Source organism: Streptomyces sp. YS-3 (assembly GCF_045257485.1).
In the GTDB taxonomy this organism is placed as follows: domain Bacteria; phylum Actinomycetota; class Actinomycetes; order Streptomycetales; family Streptomycetaceae; genus Streptomyces.
This window is the reverse complement of the sequence record NZ_JBJHPC010001169.1, coordinates 1-661: the sequence shown is the minus strand read 5'-3', so window position 1 is coordinate 661 and position 661 is coordinate 1. Positions and strand designations below refer to the sequence as shown.

The following is a 661-nucleotide window of genomic DNA, read 5'->3' as shown; positions in this document are numbered from 1 at the left end:
AGCCGGAACCGCACCCGGCCCCCGAGCCCGAGCCCGTCGTCTCCCCGCAGGAGGCCGGCCGGCGCGCGCTGGTGGAGCAGACCGACCACGCCGAGTGGGTCGACCAGCAGCGCGAGCACGGCCCCGAGCGCGGTGACAGCTGGGAGCCGGTCCCGGTGCCCCTCCCCACGTACGTGACCGCCCCGGTCGCCCCGCGCGCCACCGGCAGCATCGACCTGGGCGCCCCCGACACCTGGTCCTCGGCCCGCTCCTCCACGGCGAACCCGACGACTCCGGCCCCACCGGCGCCCCGCCGTCGCACAGCGCCGGGGAGCGGCCGGACGCCGCTCTTCGACCAGTACGCGGACGACGAGCGCCCCCGCGCGGCCAACGAGTGAGGCCCGTCTCGCTGACCAGCGGGGACCGGATTTCCAAGCACCCCCGTCGGGGTGCTAATGTTTCACCCGTTGCAAGGGCCTGTGGCGCAGTCCGGTAGCGCACCTCGTTCGCATCGAGGGGGTCAGGGGTTCGAATCCCCTCAGGTCCACAACAACAACCCACTGCGGGTTCACCCGCGAAGGGTGCACGAGATCCCGGTCAGACGGTCACCGTCCGGCCGGGATTTCGTCGTTTCCGCCCCCCGGCCACCCTGGCTCTTATACACATATGACGCTGCCGACGA

Annotated in this window: 1 tRNA gene and 1 pseudogene; both read left to right on the top strand. The window is 72.6% G+C overall.

The features are described from left to right. A pseudogene (locus ACJA3G_RS38145) lies at window positions 1-377 on the top strand (hypothetical protein); the annotation flags it as partial. A gap of 75 nt (window positions 378-452) precedes the next feature. Then, window positions 453-526, top strand: a tRNA-Ala gene (locus ACJA3G_RS38140). Window positions 527-661: the final 135 nt, after the last annotated feature.